General features: G+C 67.2%; 16 protein-coding genes. 6 read left to right on the top strand and 10 right to left on the bottom strand.

The features are described from left to right. Positions 1–17: 17 nt before the first annotated feature. The 3 genes from ACZK0Z_RS04645 to lpxH all read left to right on the top strand — a co-directional run bounded on the left by ACZK0Z_RS04645 (position 18) and on the right by lpxH (position 2,523). Positions 18–1,163, top strand: coding sequence for a glycosyltransferase family 4 protein (locus tag ACZK0Z_RS04645; protein WP_049430305.1), 1,146 nt, complete (start codon positions 18–20; stop codon positions 1,161–1,163). Beyond that, on the top strand, positions 1,144–1,683 hold the full coding sequence (locus ACZK0Z_RS04640) for a phosphatase PAP2 family protein (RefSeq protein ID WP_005408251.1): 540 nt from the start codon (positions 1,144–1,146) through the stop codon (positions 1,681–1,683). Before ACZK0Z_RS04645 ends, ACZK0Z_RS04640 begins: the two co-directional genes overlap by 20 nt. 93 nt (positions 1,684–1,776) lie before the next feature. Continuing rightward, complete coding sequence (gene lpxH, locus ACZK0Z_RS04635; protein WP_197633319.1) at positions 1,777–2,523, top strand: UDP-2,3-diacylglucosamine diphosphatase; 747 nt, start codon at positions 1,777–1,779, stop codon at positions 2,521–2,523. 54 nt (positions 2,524–2,577) lie between these two features. On the opposite strand, the gene ACZK0Z_RS04630 is transcribed toward lpxH, so the two are convergent. After that, entirely contained in the window at positions 2,578–3,831 is a 1,254-nt protein-coding gene (locus tag ACZK0Z_RS04630; protein ID WP_049430308.1) for a zinc-dependent metalloprotease, read from the bottom strand. Positions 3,832–4,055: 224 nt separating this feature from the next. Here ACZK0Z_RS04630 and ACZK0Z_RS04625 point away from each other — a divergent pair, with 224 nt between their 5' ends. Beyond that, positions 4,056–5,513: a DUF2235 domain-containing protein gene (locus ACZK0Z_RS04625; protein ID WP_197633321.1), complete on the top strand. Its 1,458-nt coding sequence runs from the start codon at positions 4,056–4,058 to the stop codon at positions 5,511–5,513. 68 nt (positions 5,514–5,581) lie between these two features. On the opposite strand, the gene ACZK0Z_RS04620 is transcribed toward ACZK0Z_RS04625, so the two are convergent. The 7 genes from ACZK0Z_RS04620 to ACZK0Z_RS04590 form a co-directional block, all read right to left on the bottom strand. Next, a complete protein-coding gene (locus ACZK0Z_RS04620; RefSeq protein WP_197633323.1) occupies positions 5,582–6,406 on the bottom strand; it encodes a DUF455 family protein in 825 nt (274 codons plus the stop codon). 9 nt (positions 6,407–6,415) lie between these two features. Further along, on the bottom strand, positions 6,416–7,882 hold the full coding sequence (purF, locus tag ACZK0Z_RS04615) for an amidophosphoribosyltransferase (RefSeq protein ID WP_049430313.1): 1,467 nt from the start codon (positions 7,880–7,882) through the stop codon (positions 6,416–6,418). A gap of 30 nt (positions 7,883–7,912) precedes the next feature. Continuing rightward, on the bottom strand, positions 7,913–8,692 hold the full coding sequence (locus tag ACZK0Z_RS04610) for a CvpA family protein (protein WP_180851815.1): 780 nt from the start codon (positions 8,690–8,692) through the stop codon (positions 7,913–7,915). Between the two features lie 46 nt (positions 8,693–8,738). Then, positions 8,739–9,782, bottom strand: coding sequence for an SPOR domain-containing protein (locus ACZK0Z_RS04605; protein ID WP_197633325.1), 1,044 nt, complete (start codon positions 9,780–9,782; stop codon positions 8,739–8,741). Between the two features lie 81 nt (positions 9,783–9,863). Beyond that, positions 9,864–11,135, bottom strand: a complete 1,272-nt coding sequence (gene folC, locus ACZK0Z_RS04600; RefSeq protein ID WP_197633327.1) for a bifunctional tetrahydrofolate synthase/dihydrofolate synthase — start codon at positions 11,133–11,135, stop codon at positions 9,864–9,866. A 41-nt stretch (positions 11,136–11,176) separates the two neighbouring features. After that, a complete protein-coding gene (locus ACZK0Z_RS04595; protein WP_049430321.1) occupies positions 11,177–11,821 on the bottom strand; it encodes a histidine phosphatase family protein in 645 nt (214 codons plus the stop codon). A 213-nt stretch (positions 11,822–12,034) separates the two neighbouring features. After that, complete coding sequence (locus tag ACZK0Z_RS04590) at positions 12,035–14,200, bottom strand: S46 family peptidase (RefSeq protein ID WP_049430324.1); 2,166 nt, start codon at positions 14,198–14,200, stop codon at positions 12,035–12,037. Positions 14,201–14,599: 399 nt separating this feature from the next. Between ACZK0Z_RS04590 and tdh the strand changes: the two genes are divergently transcribed. Further along, the gene (tdh, locus tag ACZK0Z_RS04585) at positions 14,600–15,622 is read left to right on the top strand and encodes an L-threonine 3-dehydrogenase (protein WP_197633336.1); all 1,023 of its coding nucleotides are present in this window, start codon (positions 14,600–14,602) and stop codon (positions 15,620–15,622) included. 180 nt (positions 15,623–15,802) lie between these two features. Here the strand turns inward: tdh and ACZK0Z_RS04580 are convergent, their stop codons facing one another. Next, complete coding sequence (locus tag ACZK0Z_RS04580) at positions 15,803–16,495, bottom strand: TorF family putative porin (RefSeq protein ID WP_197633328.1); 693 nt, start codon at positions 16,493–16,495, stop codon at positions 15,803–15,805. 198 nt (positions 16,496–16,693) lie between these two features. On the opposite strand from ACZK0Z_RS04580, the gene kbl reads away from it, so the two are divergent. Next, the gene (gene kbl, locus ACZK0Z_RS04575; protein WP_197633330.1) at positions 16,694–17,902 is read left to right on the top strand and encodes a glycine C-acetyltransferase; all 1,209 of its coding nucleotides are present in this window, start codon (positions 16,694–16,696) and stop codon (positions 17,900–17,902) included. 84 nt (positions 17,903–17,986) lie between these two features. Here kbl and ACZK0Z_RS04570 read toward each other — a convergent pair whose 3' ends face one another. Next, entirely contained in the window at positions 17,987–18,322 is a 336-nt protein-coding gene (locus ACZK0Z_RS04570) for a hypothetical protein (protein ID WP_049430329.1), read from the bottom strand. Between the last annotated feature and the right edge of the window lie 83 nt (positions 18,323–18,405).

The following is an 18,405-nucleotide window of genomic DNA, read 5'->3' as shown; positions in this document are numbered from 1 at the left end:
AAACCCGGAGGCCCGCCATGCGCTATGCCATCGTCACCGAGACCTATCCGCCGGAAGTTAACGGCGTTGCCCTCACCGTGCAGGGACTGGAGCAGGGACTGCGCAACGCCGGCCATGAGATCGACCTGATCCGGCCCCGCCAGGCCAACGAAGCGTTGGACTCCGCCCCGGGCACCCTGTTGGTTCCCGGCGCCGCCCTTCCGCGCTACCCCGGCCTGCGCTTCGGCATGCCGGCACCGATCCGGCTCGGCCGCCATTGGCAGCAGCAACGCCCGGATGCCGTCTATGTCGCCACCGAAGGCCCACTGGGCTGGTCGGCGGTGCGCACCGCACGGCGCCTCGGCATCCCGGTGGCCAGCGGCTTCCACACCCGCTTCGACGAGTACCTGCCCGATTACGGCGTGGCCTGGCTGCAGGCCGCCGCGATGCGCTGGATGCGCCGCTTCCACAACCAGGCCGATGCGACGCTGGTACCCACCCGCGAACTGCAGCAGTTCCTCGGCGAACAGGGTTTCGAACGCGTACGCCTGCTGGCACGTGCGGTCGACAGCCAGCAGTTCGATCCGAGCCGCCGTGACCCTGCGCTGCGCGAGGAGTGGGGCGTGGACGGCAACGGCCTGGTGGCGATCTACGTCGGCCGCATCGCCGCCGAGAAGAACCTCGGCCTGGCGGTGAAAGCATTCCGCCGGCTGCAGCAGATCCGTCCCAAGGCGCGCTTCGTGTGGGTGGGCGATGGCCCGGCCCGCGAAAAACTGGCGCACGAGAATCCCGACTTCATCTTCTGCGGCATCCAGCGTGGCGAAGCCCTTGCACGTCATTTCGCCAGCGGCGATCTGTTCCTGTTCCCCAGCCGCAGCGAGACCTTCGGCAACGTGACCCTTGAAAGCATGGCCAGTGGCGTGGCAACGGTGGCCTTCGACTACGGCGCTGCGCGCGAGTACCTGCGCAATGGCGAGAATGGCGCCGCAGTGGACAACGATGAGCAGTTCATCGAAGCGGCCGTGCAACTGGCCGCGGATGACGCACAGCGCCACGTGCTGGGCAACAACGCCGCACGCGCCATGAAGCGTCTGCATCCGCAGCAGGTGGTGGCGGAATTCGACGCCCTGCTGGCCGAACTGGCCCAGTCGCGGAGGACCGGCCATGCGCACAACGCGGCTTGAACTGCTGGCCGACCGCGAGGCACGCCTGTGCCGGCGGGCCAACCACTACTGCCGACGTCGCCGCGTGCGCCGCCTGTTCGCGGTCATCAGCCGGCTCGGTGATGGTGTGTTCTGGTATGTGCTGATGGGCGCGCTGGTGCTGCTTGATGGCTTCGACGGCCTGCGCGCATCCGTGCACATGGCCGCCACCGGCCTGGCCGCGCTGTTGCTGTACAAGGGCCTCAAGCGCTGGACCCGGCGACCGCGCCCGTATGCCGCCGACCTGCGCATCCGCGCCTGGGTGGCACCGTTGGACGAGTTCAGCTTCCCTTCCGGGCATACCCTGCACGCAGTGTCGTTCACCATCGTGGCGCTGGCCTACTACCCGTGGCTGGCGCCACTGCTGGTGCCGTTCACGGCGGGCGTGGCGCTGTCGCGGGTGGTACTGGGCCTGCACTACCCGTCCGACGTGCTGGCCGCCACCGGCATCGCCATCGGGCTGGCCTCGGCCAGCCTGGCCTGGTTGCCGTTGCCGGTGTAGCCCCCGGGGGCAGATCCCTTCTCCTTTGGAGAGGGTTCTGGCCCCACGATGCCGGCGTCGCTGCCGTCATCGTTGATGCCCTAGAATGCCCGCATGACCACGCTGTTCATTTCCGACCTGCACCTGGACCCCAGCCGTCCGGAGATCACCGACCTGTTCCTGCGCTTCCTGCGCGAGCAGGCACCCGGCGCCGATGCGCTGTACATCCTCGGCGACCTGTTCGAAGCCTGGATCGGCGACGACACGCCCTCGCCCGCCGCCGATGTGGTGGCCGATGCACTGAAGGTACTGTCCGACAGTGGCGTGCCGGTGTACTTCATCCGCGGCAACCGTGACTTCCTGCTTGGCGAGGACTACGCGCGTCGCGCCGGCCTGCGCATCCTGCCCGACCCGTGCATGATCGACCTCTACGGTCGCCCGGTGCTGCTGCAGCACGGTGACCTGCTGTGCACCGATGACATTCCTTACCAGCAGTTCCGTGCACAGACCCGTGACCCGGTGTTCCAGGCACAGTTCCTGTCACAGCCGCTCGCCGCGCGTATCGCCTTCGCGCAGAAGGCGCGCGAAGCCAGCCAGGCCCGCCAGTCGGAAATGAAGCAGGGTGATCGCGCGCAGTTCGAGACCGTCACCGACGTGGCTCTGTCCGAAGTCGATGCCACCTTCGTGCGCCATGGCGTGGACACCATGATCCATGGCCACACCCATCGTCCGGCGATCCACTCGCTGCAGGCGGGTGGTCGCGCCTGCACCCGCATCGTGCTGGGCGACTGGTACGAGCAGGGTTCGGTGCTGCGCGTGGACGCCAGCGGCTGGTCGCTGGATACCCTCGCCCGCGGGTAATTCCCGCCGGCAGGAAATCCGCGGCCGCGCAAGGCGGCCGCGGACCCTACGGACTCAGCGGAAGGCCGCGATGGTGGCCTTGGTGTTGACCAGCACGCGTTGGTTGTCGGCGGTACTGGCGTTGCCCATCGGGATGCCGTTGTAGCTGATGTTCGGGTTGGACCAGTAGTTCAGGCGCGGGCAGCTGCGGGTGCAGTTGTAGGCCATGATCGTGCGCCAGCCGGTGCCGGTGGCCGGTTCATAGCGGTAGCCGTGGCCATAGGCGTAGGGCGAGGTGCTCGAGTCGGTGGCGATGTCATGCCGCGCGCTCTGCAGGTGGCCGATCTCGTGCGCGAAGGAGTAGTAGCCGGTCGCGCAATCCCAGTACACCGCGGCGAACGCGGTCGATGCGGTCGAGCCGATGCCCGAAGCGAGGCCACAATAGGCACTGTTGTTGATCAGCAGTACACCCACGTCGGCCGCCGTGTTGTTGCGGCTGGTGTGGATGCTGTCCATGAAACCATCGCTGGTGCCGCGGAAGCGGGTTAGATCAGTGGTGAAGTTGCCGGACTCGGTGTAGCTGGTGGTCTCGTAACCGGCCAGTTGCAGGGTAAGGCCAACGTTGCTGTTGGTGTAGCCCTGGTTGGACTCGGCCACCGCCAGCTGCACCAGCGACTGCATGTTGCCGCCATAGGCAGTGACCGCGGCATTGGTCGCCACCACCAGCACGCGGATGGTCGCCGGCGTGCCGGACGAAGCCTGCGCGATGCCGATGTGGTCGTTGTCGGCCATCGGGATCTTCGGCAGCTGGTTGTAATCGGCCGGGTGATCGGCCGGCATCCGCGATTCGTCCACTTCCACCAGCACGTGGCGGTTGCCCAGCGGACGCAGGCGATAGAGCTTGCCGTCCTTGCGGATCGAACCGGTGATGGTGTCGCCCGAACGCACCAGGATCAGCGAATTGCCCGGATCGTCCTGGCCGTTGGAGGTGGCCGCGGTCAGCCGGTCGGACGGCGAACGGAACTGGCCGTACCAGATGCTGCCGCCGTCGGGCAGCGCTTCGACCTTGCTGCGCACCGCCTGCACGCGCTTGCCGAGCAGCTCGAATTCCAGCTGCGGCTGCGCGGTGGCCGCCGCGTCGACACGCACTTCCTGCACCGTCGCCGTGGACGGGGTGGCCAGCAGCTTGCCCAGGGCAGGCTCACTGTTTGCCGATGCGCGGCTGATGACCGTTACCGGTTCGAACAACGGTGCCGCATGCGCGGCCGCTGCCACCGACAAACCCAACACGAGGCCACCTGCCGCTTTGCCAATCGATCTGGACAACATTGCGTCGCTCCTTGAATGATGTGAACAGCGTTGATGCAGCACGCCCGGTTTGCCGGGTTTGGCCATATGGCCTGCGCGGGTCGTGTGAATTCAATAGAAGATGGGAATGAAAATCAGGAACTGTGATCGACCGCATCTGCGTTCAGTGAGGTCAATAGCGTCACTACACTTCGCCAATACACCGCTTTCGCGCTACCGTGACGCAGCCACGACGGGGAATGCACATGGCACCATCGCAGGACACGGACGAAGATGTCGGCTTGCTGCGGATCGGCCTGTTCTTCGACGGCACCCGCAACAACGCACATAACCTGGCGCGCGGTCGCCCGCAGGTCCCGCAGCCGCGGCCGGCGCAGCTGCGGGCCGATGATGATTCGACCTACCAGAGCCGGCTGACCAGCAGCTACGACAACGGCCTGACCAACATCGCGCGCCTGCAGCAGCTGTATCCCGACAGCCGCCGTGATGCGGTGGCCGCCCCCTCGTTGTCGATCTATGTCGAAGGCGTGGGTACCCGCGATGATGCCGACGACGATCTGATCGGGCTGGCCTTCGGAGTCGGTGCCAGCGGCGTGCGGGCGAAAGTGCAGCGCGCGCTGCAGGTGCTGCTGCCGACCGCACTGGCGGAACTGTCCGCACGCTGGCAGCGACCGCTGCAGGGGGTGCAGCTGGACCTGTTCGGTTATTCACGCGGTGCTGCTGCCGCACGTGACATCGCCAACCAACTGCAGGGCTGGGACAGCGTGCGCTGGCGCCAGCTGCTGCAGACCGCCGGCCTGTCCTGCACTGCGAACTTCGCCCCCGCCACACCGGTGCTGCGCTTCATCGGACTGTTCGACACCATAGTCGCAGTCAATGGTGGCCGCGCCGACGAGCAGCCGCGGCTGGCCCTGCACAGCGGCATCGCCGGTCGCGTCGTGCAGCTCACTGCACGCGATGAACATCGACAGCACTATCCGCTGACCAGCGTGGCACCGCCGTTCACCGAAATCGCCCTGCCCGGCGTACACGCCAACATCGGTGGTGGCTACAACCAGCTGGAGGAAGGCCCCAAGCTGCTCAGTCGTCCACGCCGGCAACAGCTGCGCCGGCCAGCAGTGGCTGACTACCAGACGCCACCGCTGGCCCTGCTGCAGGCGACCACGGCCTACGCTGAAACGCAGGCCGATGCCGAGCGCTGGCGGCAACAACTGGGCGTTGGGGAAAAAGAGATCTGGGTGGATGTCTGGCACCAATGGCAGCAGCAGCGCCGTGCCGGCAGCCGCAGCGTGCTGCTGTCACCGGTGCTGTATGTGACCGCTGCAGTAGTGCTGCGCCGGAGGATCGACTGGCGCTACCAGCTGATCGCACTGCAGGTGATGCAGCAGCAGGCCATCAATGCCGGCGTGCAATGGACCGCCGATGCCGCCGAAGTTCCCGGGTGGGAGCTGCCGTCGGCCCTGCTGCCGATCGCACGGCGGCTGGTCGACGGACAGGCACTGACCCAGACCCAGGAAATGCTGCTGCGCCGGCGCTACCTGATGCAGTCGGCACACTGGAATTTCGACGCGCTGGGCGACACCGCACTGACCTACGCCGCCGATGCCGGCGTCAGCGAACTGCCGTACCGGCCAGGGCCGGGGTTGTTCTACATCAACCGGCCGACCGTGGACGGCAAGCGCGTGGTACTGCCGAATGCATAGGAAAAGGGGACGGAGGGAATTAAGTCATTTGTGGCATTAACGACTTAATCCCCTCCGTCCCCTTTTTCTCAACCCGCCTGCTCGACCAGGTTGGCGAGCTCATCCGCATCGAACCCGGCCAGCAGGCGCGCTTCCATGTTGAACGGCCCGTGCAGGTAGCCGCCGGCGTACTCCACCAGCAGTTCCTTGAAACGTGCGCGCGGTTCGACACCGGCGCGATCGCAGTACCAGCGGTACCAGCGCGAACCGGCAGCGACGTGCGCCACTTCCTCGCGCAGGATCACTTCCAGCACATCCGCGGTTTCGCCATCGCCGACATTGCGCAGCTTCTCGATCATGCCGGGCGTCACGTCCAGGCCGCGCGCTTCCAGCACGCGCGGCACCAGCGCCATGCGTGCCAGGCCATCATGCGCGGTCTTTTCGCACATTTCCCACAACCCGTTGTGCGCGGGGAAGTCGGCATAGTCGTGGCCATGCACCTGCAGGCGCTCGCGCAGCAGCATGAAGTGCCGCGATTCGTCGTCGGCGCAGCTGACCCAGTCGGCATGGAATGCCGACGGCAGGCCGCGGAAGCGGTATACCGCATCCCAGGCCAGGTCGATCGCGTTGAGTTCGATATGCGCGATGGCGTGGATGAAAGCGGCCCGCCCTTCCACACCACCCAGTCCGCGCCGCGGCACTTGGCGCGGGTGCACCAGCACCAGCTGCGTCGGCCGGCCCGGCATGCGGATCGGCTCCGGCGGTAGCGCGTCGGCGGCCACCTTCAGGCGGCCGGCACGGAACGCAGCGGCGTAGGCCTGGGTCAGCGCAACCTTGCGCAGAGGTTCGGCTTCGGCCAGGCACTGCTGCGCAGCGCGCAGCAGGTCGCCACCAACGTCGGGCACATCAACCACGCCTGGACCTCAGGCGCGGCGCTTGTGCTTGGCGTCGTCCGAACGCAGCTGCTGGATGCGCTCGAAGTAGCCCGGTTCGATGCCGGTCGGGTAATGGCCGTTGAAGCAGGACGAGTCGAAGTTGCGCAGCGCCGGGTTGCCCTCGCTCACTGCCGCTTCCATGTCTTCCAGGTCCTGGTAGATCAGCCAGTCGCAGCCCAGGTGGGCTTCGATCTCTTCCACGCTGCGGTTGTGCGCGACCAGTTCTTCTGCAGCCGGCATGTCGATGCCGTAGATGTTCGGGTAGCGCACCGGCGGCGCGGCGCTGGCCAGGTAGACCTTGCGTGCGCCCGCATCACGGGCCATCTGCACGATCTGCTGGCTGGTGGTGCCGCGCACGATCGAGTCGTCCACCAGCAGCACCACGCGGTTGCGGAACTCCAGGTGGATCGGGTTGAGCTTGCGACGCACCGACTTCACGCGTTCGCCCTGCCCCGGCATGATGAACGTACGGCCGATGTAGCGGTTCTTGATGAAGCCTTCGCGGTACTTCACCCCGAGCACGTTGGAGATTTCCAGCGCGGCATCGCGCGAGGTGTCCGGGATCGGGATGATGGTGTCGATGTCGTGGTCCGGGCGCAGGCGCAGGATCTTCTCGCCCAGCTTGATGCCCATGCGCATGCGCGCCTTGTGCACCGACACGTTGTCGATCATCGAATCCGGGCGCGCGAAGTACACGTACTCGAAGATGCACGGGGTGTGCTCGGCCGGCTCGGCGCAGATCTCCGAGAACAGCTCGCCGCGCGCGGTGATCACCAGTGCTTCGCCCGGCTGCACGTCGCGCACGCGCTGGAAGCCCAGCACGTCCAGTGCGGCCGATTCGGAGGCGACGATGTACTCGTCCCCTTCGGCATGGCTGCGCTTGCCCAGCACCAGCGGGCGGATGCCATGCGGGTCGCGGAAGGCCACCAGGCCCAGGCCCAGCACCACGCTGACCACCGCATAGCCGCCCTTGCAGCGACGGTGCACGCCGGCCACGGCACGGATGGCCGCTTCCGGGCTGAGCTGGCGCTGCTGTTCCAGTTCGTAGGCGAACACGTTCAGCAGCACTTCGCTGTCCGAATCGGTGTTGACGTTGCGGCGGTCCTGTTCGAACACCTGCTGGCGCAGCGCCTCGGTATTGATCAGGTTGCCGTTGTGGGCCAGCGCGATGCCGTACGGCGAATTGACGTAGAACGGCTGCGCCTCGTCCATGCCTTCCGAACCGGCGGTCGGGTAACGCACGTGGGCGATGCCGACGCTGCCTTCCAGGGTGGACATGGTGCGGGCATCGAACACATCGCGGACCAGGCCGGTGGCCTTCTGCACGCGCAGGCGGCTGCCATTGGCGGTAGCAATGCCCGCCGCGTCCTGGCCACGGTGCTGGAGGACGGTCAAGCCGTCATACAACTGCCCGGCGACGTTCTGGTTGCCGACGATTCCGACGATGCCACACATGGTGCGAGGTCTCCGCTGGGCTGTGCCCAGTTACAAGGAAGGTGGCCGTACCTGGCCGCGGTGGTCGCCGCGCCTGCGGTCGACATTGGCCGGATCGCCCGGCTCGATACTGTCCGGCAGTGCTGGGGCGTCCGGACGCACTTCGGCCGGATCGTAGGAATCGCCCTGTTCCGCTTTCGCAGGCCGCAGCCATCCGCTGCCTGCCACTACCTGGTTGAGGATGCCATTATCGCCTGCCGCGCCCGGCTTTCCCAACCCGGCGCCTGCGTTCCTGCCCAACTCCATCAATGCAGATGGGGACAGCGCGTCGGTCGGCAAGGCCTTGGGCAGCAGATCGGCCCCGGGAACCTCCCAGTGCGGCAGCTTGCTGTTCATCCAGGCAACAGTGGGGTTCAGCAGTGGGCGCACTGCCGAACGCTGCCAGGAAGGCTCGGCGGTCAGCGGGGTGAAACTGCCCAGCAGCAGCAGGATCGCGGCGATCAGGCCGCCACGGACCACGCCCAGCACGCCACCCAGCAGGCGATCCAGGCTGGTCAGCATGCTGCGGTGGACCAGGGCCTTGATGACCATGCCGACCACGGCGACCACGATCATCACGCCGATGCCCACACCGAGGTAGCCACCAACGAAGTGTTCGCCGCCTGGTGCGGCCGGCGCGGCCCACCAATGGGCCGCGTCATTGCCGAAGGCGAAGGCCGCCCACGCGGCCAGCAGCCACGACAGGGTGCCGATGACGATGCCGACGAAGCCGCGCAGCATCCCCAGCAGGGCCGAGGCGGCGATCACGATCAGCAGCACCACGTCGATCATGGCGCCCCGCTCCTTCGGCGGCGCTGGCAACGGGGCTGCGCGTGGGTCATGGGTGCGGTCGCACCATGCCGGCCACGCCGACCTTGGCGGCGACCTGCGCCTTCAGCTGCTCGGCATCGGCGCGGTTGGCCACCGGCCCGACGCGGACGCGATGCAGGGTGCCCTTTTCAGTGCGCACCTGCTCGACAAAGGCGCTGAAGCCAGCGGCGCGCACCTTGTCGCGCAGGGCGTTGGCATCGTTGGCCTGGCCGAACGCGCCCAGCTGCACGGCAAAGCCGACGCTGCTGGCCGCCGGTGCGGCGGGCGTGGTCGGGGCCGTTGCCGGCTTGCTGGCGGCGGCATCCGGCTTCGGCTCCGGCTTCGGGGCTTCGGGCTTCGGCGCCGGCTTCGGCGGCTCCGGCTTGGCGGCCGGGGTGGTCGTTGCGGTCGGCGTACTCGGCGGCAGGCTTTCACTGCGCACCGGGTTGCTGCTGGCCGACGGCGCAGTGGCTGCGGATGGGGTGCTGGCGCTTGGCGTGGCAGGTGCCGGGGTGGCTGCCACCGGGGCGCTGCTGCCCGCTGCGGCATCCAGGGTGATCACTTCGGCCTTCACATCGGCACGGATCTTCACCGCCTGCAGGCGGCCCGCCTCGGCCTGTGCGCGATCGGCATACGGCCCGACACGCACGCGCCATGCCTGGCGCCCGTTGATGGTCGCCGCTTCGGCGAAGCCCGGCAGCTGCGAGCGCTTCAGGTAGGCAATCACTGCGTCGGCGTCGGCCTTGCTGCCGTATGCACCGAAGGTGACCGCATAGTTGCCGGCAGCAACCGCCGGCGAGGTGTCCACGGTCGGCGGCGTGGCAGGTGCCGCGGCCTCCGCAAGCGGCTTGGCCTGGCCGCTCTGCAGCCCCGCGACGCCGCCCGCAGGGGCCACCAGCGGCAGTTCACGGGTTTCGAACTGGCCATCGGCCGGTGCGTCCGGCGCGGCGATCGGCACATTGGCGACGCCGCTGTCCGGTGCAGGTCCCTTGACCAGCATCGGCAGGAAAATCACGGCCAGTGCCACCAGCACGATGGCACCAATCAGACGCTGTTTCAGAGGCGTATCCACGTGAGGCAGGCAACTGTCCGGAGATTGCCATGGATTATACGGGTGCCGGACCGGACGGCGTCGGCGTTGGCTGAACGCGTATCAGGTGGCGCCCTGCAGCCATTGCAGGGCGGCGGCGGCGGTATGGAAGGAGCCGAACACCAGTACCCGGTCCCCACGCTCGGCCTGGGCCAGCACCTGCGCCAGCGCCTGTTCGACGCTGTCAGCCAGCAGCGCCGTGGCAGCGGCCGTGCCGGCCAGGCGTGCCTGCAGCTGGGCGGCGCTCTGCCCGCGCGGGCCTTCCAGCCCGGCCAGGGTCCACTCGCCCACCACGTCCTCCAGCGCCTGCACCACGCCCGCTGCGTCCTTGTCCTGCAGCGCGGCGTACACCGCCAGGGTGCGCCCGGCCGAGACCTCGGCCTTCAGCGCACGCGCGAGCTGGCCCGCGGCCTGCGGGTTGTGGCCCACGTCCACACGGATCTGCACGCCATCGCGCTCGAATGCCTGCAGGCGTCCGGAGATGCGTGCCGCCGCGACACCGGCGGCCCACGCCGCGCGCGGCACCGGCTTGTCCAGCGCGCGCAGCGCGGCAATGGCGGCGCCGGCGTTGGCCAGCTGGATCGGGCCGGCCAGCGCCGGGGTCGGCAGTTCCATGCGCAGGCCGACATCGCGCCAGCGCCAGCGCTGGGCATCGATCGGCTCGTAGAAATAGTCGCTGCCGCCACGGATCGCATTGGCGCCGACCAGGTAGGCACGGCGCAGCACGCTCGACGGCGGATCGGTCTCGCCCAGGATCACCGGCTTCCAGCCACGGATGATGCCGGCCTTCTCGGTCCCGATCGCCTCGCGATCCTCGCCCAGCCATTCGGCGTGGTCGATGTCCACGGTGGTGATCACGGCCACGTCGGCGTCGATGATGTTGACCGCATCGAGGCGACCGCCCAGGCCCACTTCCAGCACCGCCAGGTCCAGCCCGGCGTCGGCGAACAGCCGCAGCGCGGCCAGCGTGCCGTACTCGAAATAGGTCAGCGTGGTCTCGCCACGCGCGGCCTCGATGGCATTGAACGCAGCGACCAGCGCGGCATCGTCCACGTCCTGGCCGTCGATGCGCACGCGCTCGTTGTAGCGCAGCAGGTGCGGCGAGGTGTACGCGCCGACCTTCCAGCCGGCGGCGCGCGCGATGGCTTCGATGAAAGCCACGGTGGAGCCCTTGCCGTTGGTGCCACCGACCACGATGGTGCGCTTGGCCGGCGCGCCCAGGCCCATCGCCGTGGCCACGGCGCGCACGCGCTCCAGGCCCATGTCGATGGTCGCCGGGTGCTGGCGTTCAATGTAGTCCAGCCAGTCGGCCAGGGTGGTCGGGGTGTTCGTCACGGCAGCGGTTCCAGCAGAAGCAGTTGATGCGGGGGGATGGATCAGAGGGCGCGGTGCTTGGCTTCGCCGAAGAACGGCGTGTGGTGGGCGCAGTCGTTCAGGCGCACCACTTCCAGGCTGTCCAGGTCGGGGCCTTCGAGCAGGTTGAGCGTGGTCGGTGCCTGGCGGAAGGTCCACAGGCGGGAGATCGGCAGGCCCAGAACCTTGCACAGGATCACGCGGTTGACCGCATCGTGCGCAACCACCAGCAGGGTGTCGTGTTCGCCGAGGCCTTCGGTGGCACGCGCCAGCCCACGCCAGCTGCGCTCCAGCACCAGGCGCAGCGATTCGCCGCCGGGCATCAGCACGGTATCGGGTTCCTCGCGCCAGGCCTGCAGGCGCGACGGATCCTTTTCGTTGATTTCGCTGGCCAGCAGGCCTTCCCACTCACCGTGGGCGATTTCCTGCAGCTCCGGCTCGGTCAGCAGCATGTCGGCACGGGCGGCGCCGAGTGCCAGCTGCGCAGTGCGCTGCGCGCGCGACAGCGGCGAAGCGACGGCACGGGTGATGTCCACCGAGGCCAGCCGGGCACCCAGTGCCTGGGCCTGGGCTTCACCGATCGGCGAAAGCGGGATGTCGATCTGGCCCTGGTAGCGGCCTTCGGCGTTCCACGGCGTTTCGCCGTGACGGGCAAGCAGGATGCGCATGCGAACAAGGGGTCCTGGGGGGAGGAGGTTTCCGCGTTTCGTTCACATCCTGTGAAGTACGCGGAACAGGGATGATACCTGTTCGGCGCACCGGGCCGGGCCGGGCATGAAAAAACCCCGCGACGTGGGTCGCGGGGTTGGTAGATCCACGCCACGCGTGGATGAATTGCGCACCGGGCGTGCCGGCGTTGCCGGCCAGCGGCCGGCACTACCTTACTTCGCCAGGTTCAATTCCTTCAGCAGCTCCGGTGCCGGCGCCACCTCCTGCATGATCCACTGCATGTAGCGGCTGTCGACCGAGATCATGCGGGTCATCACCGGGTCGAACACCCAGTTGGAGCTGACCGATTCCCAGTTGCCGTCGAAGGCCAGGCCGACCAGCTTGCCGTTGGCGTCCAGCACCGGCGAACCGGAGTTGCCACCGGTGATGTCCAGGTTGGACAGGAAGTTCACCGGCACCGAGCCGATCCGCTTGTCTTCCAGGCCGCCGTAGCGCTTGGCCTTGACCGCATCGAGCAGCGCCTTGGGCGCATCGAACGGATCCACGCCGGTGTCCTTGGCGACGATGCCTTCCAGCGTGGTGAACGGGGTGTAGGCCACGCCGTCCTTGGGCTCATAGCCCATCACGTTGCCGAAGGTGATGCGCAGCGACAGGTTGGCGTCCGGGTACACGAACTCACCCTGGCTCTTCTTGTAGTCGGCCAGTGCCTGCAGGTACAGCGGGCGCGCGGTCAGCGACTCGCCTTCGCGGATCTTCTTCTGCTCTTCCTGCTTCAGCAGCGACGGCATGATCGCCACGGCGTACTGGATGGCCGGATCGCTGCTGGCTTCGAACGCGGCGCGGTCGGCCTTGAACCACTTCAGGCGCGCGTCCAGGCTGCCCAGCTCGGTGCCCGACAGCTTGGTGACCAGCGCCTTGACCGCGTTGGCATCGCTGCCGCCCAGCCAGGTGTTCAGCACGTCATTGTTGCGCTGTGCGGCCGGCAGGGCGACGTACTGGTCCAGCCAGTAGGTCTGCAGCTGCTGGTCCATCTTCGCCACGTAGCGGCGGTCCATCTGCTTCAGGCCGCCTTCCAGGGTCGGCAGGTCGCGCTGCTGGTAGCCGACTTCGCGCTCGGCGTCCGGCTTGGTGCGCTCGATCGACAGGCGATACAGGCCGATGGCGGCGCTGACCGCCTGGGTGTTGTTGAACTGGCCGACGAACAGGTCACGCTCGCGGGTGGCCTTGCTGGTGTCCAGGTGCTTGACCAGCTGCGCGTGCGCGGCCAGCGCCGGCTTGCCGGCGGCGCCCTGCTTCTTCAGCCACGCCAGCACAGCGGCTTCTTCCGCCTGCTTCTGGCCGGCCGCGTCGATGCGCTTGAAGCCTTCCAGCTGGCCCGAGTAGTTCTTGGCCACGTTGTTCATGCTGGCGGCGGTGGCGGCGTACTTCACCTTGACGTCGGCGTCGGCCTTGCCGGCCTCGTCGATCATCTTCAGCACCGCGTTGTAGTGCTTGGCGATGGTCGGGTAGGTCCAGTTGGCGGTTTCGTTGAATTCGCCGGCCAGTGCGTAGCGGTTGGTGCGGCCCGGATAGCCGGCCACCATCACGAAGTCACCGGCGCCCAGCGGCTGGTCGGTGAACTTCAGGAAGTGCTTGGGCTGGTACGGCACGTTGTCGGCCGAGAACGCCGCCGGCTTGCCGTCCTTGCCAACGTAGGCGCGGTAGAACGAGAAGTCACCGGTGTGGCGCGGCCACATCCAGTTGTCGACGTCGCCGCCGTACTTGCCGACGCTGCCCGGGGGCGCGTAGACCAGGCGCACGTCCTTGATTTCCATGTTGCGGAACAGGCGGTAGGTGTTGCCGCCGGAGAAGGTGTACAGGCGGCAGCGGAAGCCTTCCTCGGCTTCACAGGCGGCGACCTGGGCCTTGTCGAAGGCGTCCAGCGCGCGGCTGCGGGCCAGCGGGTCGTTGCCGGCGGCGGCAATCGCGGCCTTGGCCTGCGCGGTGACGTCGGTGATCTGGTCGAGCACGTAGACGCGGGCGTTCGGGCCGGCGCTCAGTTCATCGCTGTGCTTCGGGGCGTTGAAGCCGTCCTTGATCAGGTTCTTCTGCGCGGTCGAATTCAGCTGGATGGCGCCATAGGCGCAATGGTGGTTGGTCACCACCAGGCCCTGCGGCGAAACGAAGCTGGCGGTGCAGCCGCCCAGCGCAACCACCGCGCCCATCGGGTCGCCGGTGAGGTTGGACAGCTGCTCCGGGGACAGCTTCAGGCCGGCCTTCTGCAGCGGGCCGGCGATTTCCGGCAGCTGCTGCGGCACCCACATGCCTTCAGCGGCATGGGCGACCTGGGCCAGCCCGAGGCTGGCGACGATGGAGAATGCAAGCAGGTTCGAGCGCATGGAGCGGCCCCTGGTAGTGGAACCCTCGATTGTAGCCCGCCGCCCTGCCCCGGCCCGAACCCCGGAAGTCATGGGCCTGCTTCTTGCTCTGCCACGCGCACGCCGGCCGCGCACACGGAAATCGTCCAGAGGGGGCGTGGTCACCCTGGACGGGACCGTTGGCGCCATGGATGGCGCCATCGAGCACCATGGATGGGCTTTTGCGTGTCCCGGCCAGGGTGACCACGCCCCCTTTCCCGGATCAGGGAGGCGCCGCTGTTCGCAGTACGTTCGAAACGCCCGCCGGCGCACGCCTTTCGTTCCACCACTGCACCCGCAGCGCAACATGGGAAATCCGCGCGGCACCCTATAATCCGCGCTTTCCCCCTGATGAGTTCCACCCCGATGGCGCAGCAAACGATGAAGGCCCTGGTCAAGCGCGAAGCGGCCAAGGGCATCTGGCTGGAAGAAGTTCCGGTTCCGACGCCGGGCCCGAACGAGGTCCTGATCAAGCTCGAGAAGACCGCGATCTGCGGCACCGACCTGCACATCTACCTGTGGGACGAGTGGAGCCAGCGCACGATCAAGCCGGGCCTGACCATCGGCCATGAATTCGTCGGCCGCATTGCCGAAATCGGCCCGGGCGTGACCGGCTACGAGATCGGCCAGCGCGTCTCGGCCGAAGGCCACATCGTCTGCGGCCACTGCCGCAACTGCCGTGGCGGCCGCCCGCACCTGTGCCCGAACACCGTAGGCATCGGCGTCAACGTCAACGGCGCCTTCGCCGAATACATGGTGATGCCGGCCAGCAATCTGTGGCCGATCCCGGACCAGATCCCGTCGGAGCTGGCGGCATTCTTCGACCCGTACGGCAACGCCGCGCACTGCGCACTGGAGTTCGACGTGATCGGCGAGGACGTGCTGATCACCGGTGCCGGCCCGATCGGCATCATCGCGGCGGGCATCTGCAAGCACATCGGCGCGCGCAACGTGGTGGTGACCGACGTCAACGACTTCCGCCTGAAGCTGGCCGCCGACATGGGTGCCACCCGCGTGGTCAACGTCGCCAACCAGTCGCTGAAGGACGTGATGAAGGAACTGCACATGGAGGGCTTCGACGTGGGCCTGGAAATGAGCGGCAACCCGCGTGCGTTCAACGACATGCTCGACTGCATGTACCACGGCGGCAAGATCGCCATGCTCGGCATCATGCCCAAGGGCGCCGGCTGCGACTGGGACAAGATCATCTTCAAGGGCCTGACCGTGCAGGGCATCTACGGCCGCAAGATGTACGAGACCTGGTACAAGATGACCCAGCTGGTGCTGTCCGGTTTCCCGCTCGGCAAGGTGATGACCCACCAGCTGCCGATCGATGATTTCCAGAAGGGCTTCGACCTGATGGAAGAAGGCAAGGCCGGCAAGGTCGTGCTCAGCTGGAATTGACCCGAAGGGTCAATTCCCCCGCATGTTTCCTTATCCCCGCGCCTTTGGCGCGCCCCCTTGAACAACAAGGGGGCTCTTCCCCAGATGAGATCAGGAACACCGCGGAATTGAAAAAGGCGCCCAATGGGCGCCTTTTTCGTAAAGCGTGCCAGGCAAGCCTGGCACCTACCGGAGCACGGGTTATTTGCCGATCGCCACGGTCAGCAGCACGCGACTGTGTGCCAGCTTGCCCGAGTTCTCGCGGCCGTTGCTGTCGGTGCCGTAGTAGCCCAGGCCGACGTTGAACAGGCCGAACTGGCGCGCGACGCCGACGTTCCAGTCGGTGTAGTCTTTGGCCAGGCCCTTCTCGAAGCTGCTGCGGCCGACATTGGCATTGAGCGTGAACTCCTTCGGCAAGCCCCACTGGCCGCCGACACCGTAGTACCAGCCGTCGGTGCCGCTGTTCCACTGGTCGTTGGTGTAGGCCACGGTCAGCTTGTAGGTCTCGTCCAGCGTGGTGGTGGTGACCAGCTCGTTGTAGTTCTGGTGGCTGGCACCGATGTAGGTGTAGCGGTTCAGCAGCACATCGAAATTAACGCGCGGGGTGACGTCCACGCCGTAGCCGATCTGGTAGTCGACCTCGGTGTTCGGATCACCCGGGCCGAAGTCCACGCCCGAACCCCAGACACCGGCGTACAGACCCACCGGCGAGGTGTAGGTGAAGCCCGCCTGCAGCGTCGGCTTCTCGTCAGTCTGCGACACACCACGGAACAGGTAGTCCGACACGGCGGTGACGTTCCAGCTGTACGGCGATTCGTTGTCCTGGGCGCTGGCGGCGAACGGCGCGAGGGTCAGGGCGGCGGCAATGGCGAGGCAGGCACGGGCGTGCTTCATGGGCGTCTCCGAGGGTGGCGGGGGCGGGAAGGGGGGAGCGGGCAACCGGTGCCAGACAGGCGCGGTTCACGAATTTTTAACCCGTTTGCTATTGCGATGCAACATGTGCCGCCCGTGGCGGTGCCCCGCCCGGCACGGTCGATGGCCGCCGTTGCCCGGTAGAATCGGCGGTTTCCCGTGCTGAGCCGTGCCCACGCCATGACCGACGCCTCCTCCGCCCTGACCCGCCACTATGCCGAGGAACTGGACGCCATCCGCGCCCAGGGCCTGTTCAAGTCCGAGCGGATCATCACCAGCCCGCAGTCGGCCGAGATCACCCTCGACGACGGCCGCAAGGTGCTGAACTTCTGTGCCAACAACTACCTGGGCCTGGCCGACCACCCGGACCTGATCCAGGCCGCCAAGGATGCGCTGGATACCCACGGCTTCGGCATGGCCTCGGTGCGCTTCATCTGCGGCACCCAGGACCTGCACAAGCAGCTGGAGAAGCAGATCGCCGACTTCTTCGGCAAGCAGGACACCATCCTGTACGCGGCCTGCTTCGATGCCAACGGCGGCCTGTTCGAGCCGCTGCTCGGCGAAAACGACGCGATCATTTCCGATGCACTGAACCACGCCTCGATCATCGACGGCGTGCGCCTGTGCAAGGCCAAGCGCTTCCGCTACGCCAACTGCGACATGGCCGACCTGGAAGCCCAGCTGCAGGCCGCCGATGCCGCCGGCTGCAAGACCAAGCTGATCACCACCGATGGCGTGTTCTCGATGGACGGCTTCATCGCCCCGCTGGACGAGATCACCGCGCTGGCGAAGAAGTACAACGCGCTGGTGCACATCGATGAGTGCCACGCCACCGGCTTCCTGGGCGCCACCGGCCGTGGCTCGGCCGAAGTGAAGGGCGTGCTGGACAAGATCGACATCATCACCGGCACCCTGGGCAAGGCCATGGGGGGGGCGCTGGGTGGCTTCACCTGCGCCAGCGCCGAGGTGATCGAACTGCTGCGCCAGCGTTCGCGCCCCTACCTGTTCTCCAACTCGCTGCCACCGCACGTGGTCGCCGCCGGCATCAAGGCGTTCGAGATGCTGGCCGCCGCCGATGACCTGCGCGACACCCTGGTGGAGAACACCCGCCACTTCCGCGAGAAGATGGTCGCCGCCGGTTTCGACATGAAGCCGGGCGTGCATCCGATCAGCCCGGTGATGCTGTACGACGCACCGCTGGCGCAGAAGTTCGCCGAGCGCCTGCTGGAAGAAGGCATCTACGCGATCGGCTTCTTCTTCCCGGTGGTGCCCAAGGGCCAGGCGCGCATCCGTACCCAGATCAGTGCCGCGCACACCCGCGAACAGCTGGACCGCGCGATCGATGCGTTCACCCGCATTGGCGTCGAGCTGGGCGTGATCAAGGGTTGATCCCAGCGGTCAAAGCGTGCCGACCAAGGTCGGCACCTACCGGAGCTTGAGGGCGTGCCGACCGAGGTCGGCACCTTCCCGGCATCACTTCTTTTTCTTCTTGCCCTTCGGCTCGTCCTTGCTGGCCACCACCACCGGCTTGGCGGCAGCGTCCTGCGCGTTGCCCTTGGCCACGCGGATGCCGTTGGCCTTCATCCAGGCATCGAACTCGTCGGCGGTCATCTTCTGGTCGCCGTTGCTCATCATGAAGCGGTAACTGCCGCGACCATCCAGCTCCGGGGTCTTCACTTCCACCACCGGGGTCTCGGCCGGCGTTTCCGCCTTGGCCACCTTTTTGTGGCCGCCGCACGCGGTCAGCAGCACCATCGGCAGCAGCAGGCCTGCGCAGCGCAGGGTTTGATTGAGGGTCGGGTGGTACATGGGCAGGCTCCGTTCGGGAAATTCAACAACCAGGCGCCCCCTAGGCCTGGAACGGTGGCCGGCAGCTGCCGGCCGCGGGCGAT

This window comes from Stenotrophomonas sp. 116085_Sma (assembly GCF_056479585.1).
The sequence above is the reverse complement of the archived record's forward strand: the minus strand, read 5'-3'. Positions and strand labels throughout refer to the sequence as shown.